We start from the raw sequence: 3973 nt of genomic DNA, 5'->3' as shown, positions 1-3973 counted from the left end.
TCCAGAATCCGGACGCACGAACGCCCCCGTTTTTAGGACGGGGGCGTTCGTTGATATGGCGATGTGTGCTGATTGTTTGTTGTGAAGTTATCACGCTTGCGATTTGCAGACCTGGCGGCGACCGACTTTCCCGCGTCTTGAGACGAAGTATCATGGGCGCTGGGGCGTTTCACGGCCGAGTTCGGAATGGGATCGGGTGCGGCCGCCCCGCTAGAACCACCAGGTCGGCAAATGGCAAGGGTGATCGAGAAGCTGGTCTGTGCTGATTGAAGAGCGAGGCGTTGCAGCCCCTTGTTCCGTATTCCCGGACCGCCTTGCGGGCAGTCGGGAAGCGGCTCGACGGGGGTTAGCCGTTGGAGCCGTTTTTCCTTGGAACGGGCCGTTGTCCGGTCCAGCCTTTGGGCTGGTGAACATTGGCGAATGAGAACGATCAAGCCGATCGAGCGATTAGTACCGGTAAGCTTCATGCGTTGCCGCACTTCCACACCCGGCCTATCAACGTGGTGGTCTACCACGGCTCTGATAGGGAGTACTCGTTTTCAGGTGGGTTTCCCGCTTAGATGCCTTCAGCGGTTATCCCGACCGTACATAGCTACCCTGCACTGCGGCTGGCGCCACAACAGGTCCACCAGAGGTACGTCCAACCCGGTCCTCTCGTACTAGGGTCAGATCCTGTCAATACTCCTACACCCACGGCAGATAGGGACCGAACTGTCTCACGACGTTCTGAACCCAACTCACGTACCGCTTTAAATGGCGAACAGCCATACCCTTGGGACCTGCTCCAGCCCCAGGATGCGATGAGTCGACATCGAGGTGCCAAACAACCCCGTCGATATGGACTCTTGGGGGTCATCAGCCTGTTATCCCCGGCGTACCTTTTATCCGTTGAGCGATGGCCCTTCCACGCGGGACCACCGGATCACTATGACCGACTTTCGTCTCTGCTCGACGTGTATGTCTCGCAGTCAGGCGGGCTTATGCCATTGCACTCGACGACCGATTTCCGACCGGTCTGAGCCCACCATCGCGCGCCTCCGTTACTCTTTGGGAGGCGACCGCCCCAGTCAAACTACCCACCATACACTGTCCCGGATCCGGATAACGGACCGCGGTTAGACATCCATATAGGTAAGGGTGGTATTTCAAGGATGGCTCCACACGAGCTGGCGCCCATGCTTCCAAGCCTACCACCTATCCTACACATGCCGACACGAATGCCAGTGTAAAGCTATAGTAAAGGTGCACGGGGTCTTTCCGTCTGACCGCAGGAACCCCGCATCTTCACGGGGAATTCAATTTCACTGAGTCTATGTTGGAGACAGCGGGGAAGTCGTTACGCCATTCGTGCAGGTCGGAACTTACCCGACAAGGAATTTCGCTACCTTAGGACCGTTATAGTTACGGCCGCCGTTTACTGGGGCTTCAGTTCAGAGCTTGCACCCCTCCCTTTAACCTTCCAGCACCGGGCAGGCGTCAGACCCTATACGTCGTCTTGCGACTTCGCAGAGCCCTGTGTTTTTGATAAACAGTCGCTACCCCCTGGGTTGTGCCACCCTCACCCACTTGCGTGAATGAGGGTCACGCTTCTTCCGAAGTTACGCGTGCAATTTGCCGAGTTCCTTCAACATAGTTCTCTCAAGCGCCTTGGTATACTCTACCAGTCCACCTGTGTCGGTTTCGGGTACGGTCTATACGGAGGAGCTATTTCCTGGGACCACTTCGCCGCACGATCAATCCAATAAGACCGTACGACACACGCAATCCGTCACTTCCTCCAGGCCCACGATTATTAACGTGGTTCCCATCGACTACGCCTTTCGGCCTCGCCTTAGGGGCCGGCTAACCCTGCTCAGATTAACTTTAAGCAGGAACCCTTGGACTTTCGGCGAGGGAGTCTCTCACTCCCTTTATCGTTACTCATGTCAGCATTCGCACTTCCGATACCTCCAGGACCCCTCACGGGTATCCCTTCACCGGCCTACGGAACGCTCCGCTACCGCACGTCTTGCGACGTACCCACAGCTTCGGTGTATGGCTTAAGCCCCGTTACATTTTCGGCGCAAAGACTCTTATTTAGACCAGTGAGCTGTTACGCTTTCTTTAAATGATGGCTGCTTCTAAGCCAACATCCTGGTTGTTTTGGAATCTTCACATCCTTTCCCACTTAGCCATAACTTGGGGACCTTAGCTGGTGGTCAGGGTTGTTGCCCTCTCCACGACGGACGTTAGCACCCGCCGTGTGTCTGCCGGATAGTACTTCCAGGTATTCGGAGTTTGGTTAGGTTTGGTAAATCGGTGAGATCCCCTAGCCCATCCAGTGCTCTACCCCCTGGAGTATTCATCCGACGCACTACCTAAATAGTTTTCGCGGAGAACCAGCTATTTCCGAGTTTGATTGGCCTTTCACCCCTAGCCACAAGTCATCCCGATCTATTGCAACAGATATGGGTTCGGCCCTTCAGTGCGTGTTACCGCACCTTCAGCCTGCTCATGGCTAGATCACTCGGTTTCGGGTCTAATCCGACGAACTGAACGCCCTGTTCAGACTCGCTTTCGCTGCGCCTCCACCTATCGGCTTAAGCTCGCTCGCCAGACTAAGTCGCTGACCCATTATACAAAAGGTACGCTGTCACCCAGGACGAACCTTGGGCTTCAACTGTTTGTAGGCATCCGGTTTCAGGTTCTATTTCACTCCCCTTGTCGGGGTGCTTTTCACCTTTCCCTCACGGTACTGGTTCACTATCGGTCATGCACGAGTACTTAGGCTTGGAGGGTGGTCCCCCCAATTTCAGACAGGATTTCACGTGTCCCGCCTTACTCGAGGACCTTGCGAAGCATTATGCCTACGGGGCTATCACCCAATATCGCCACGATTTCCAACGTGTTCGGCTTCTCTTCTGCAAGGCCACTGGCCTGGTCCGCGTTCGCTCGCCGCTACTGACGGAGTCTCGGTTGATGTCCTTTCCTTCGGGTACTTAGATGTTTCAGTTCCCCGAGTTCGCTTCTAACCCCTATGTATTCAGAGTTAGATACCTTTTCGACCCCTGTTAATCTGAACCGTTCGTTGCCGAACGGCTCAAACTTAACAGGAATCGTAGGTGGGTTGCCCCATTCGGAAATCCACGGATCAAAGCTTATTCGCAGCTCCCCATGGCTTATCGCAGCGTATCACGTCCTTCATCGCCTGTGCATGCCAAGGCATTCACCAGATGCCCTTCTTTCACTTGATCGTTCTCATCGCCAATGCTCACCATTTCCTGTCCCATGCGCCAGATCCAACGAAGGATCGGCTGCGCCGGCCAGCGCCGTTCCGGTGAAGGAACGATACGCCAACTGCCGAACCCGCCTGCCACGAGGGCAGACCGGACCGGCCGGGCAGAAAGAGAGAGGTGACCATCAACGCGTCACTCTTCGACACCGCTAACACCTGAACGAGTGTGCAACCCATTCAAGCGTCCTGCAGCGGTGTCTTCATGTCGACCGGGCGGACAAAGCCCGATCGACGAAAGACCAGCTTCTCGAGACGAACCCCGACGGCGTGCGGTCAGGCAACACCGATCATGGGACGCAAGGACATGTAATCCGCGCCGGGCGATGAACCCGGCAACGGGACCTTGCATCGACAGAACCGCCCGTCCCCTCGTAACGAGGGGGCCCCGGAGTAGAGGGGCAGACCCTTACGGGTCTTTGGTGACGATCCTTCGAGATCCGTCTTCTTCTTCACGATGATGATTGAGAACACGCACCCAAGGGCCGAAGCCACAGAGGTGCAAACTGTTGTCTTTCTCCTGGATTTTTTTACTACCGCCTGCCGGCCAGCCGCTGCCACAAGGGCGCGGACGAGACCGACGACTGGTGGAGCTTGCCCGTCCGCCCGCAGCCGCGAAGCGGCGAGGACGGACAACAAACAAGACCCAACACGCTCCGCATGAGCGAAGCGAATGGTGGAGCTTGTCGGGATCGAATCGAC

Annotated in this window: 1 tRNA gene and 2 rRNA genes (1 of these 3 only partly in view); all 3 read right to left on the bottom strand. The window is 56.1% G+C overall.

The features are described 5' to 3' along the window. Window positions 1-109: 109 nt before the first annotated feature. Window positions 110-224 (bottom strand): 5S ribosomal RNA (gene rrf / locus GTW51_RS23030). Between the two features lie 202 nt (window positions 225-426). Then, window positions 427-3233 (bottom strand): 23S ribosomal RNA (locus GTW51_RS23025). Between the two features lie 712 nt (window positions 3234-3945). Further along, window positions 3946-3973, bottom strand: a tRNA-Ala gene (locus GTW51_RS23745) (it continues 147 nt past the right edge of the window).

The sequence above is a fragment of the Aurantimonas aggregata genome (assembly GCF_010500835.1).
Taxonomy (GTDB): domain Bacteria; phylum Pseudomonadota; class Alphaproteobacteria; order Rhizobiales; family Rhizobiaceae; genus Aurantimonas; species Aurantimonas aggregata.
The sequence above is the reverse complement of the archived record's forward strand: the minus strand, read 5'-3'. Positions and strand labels throughout refer to the sequence as shown.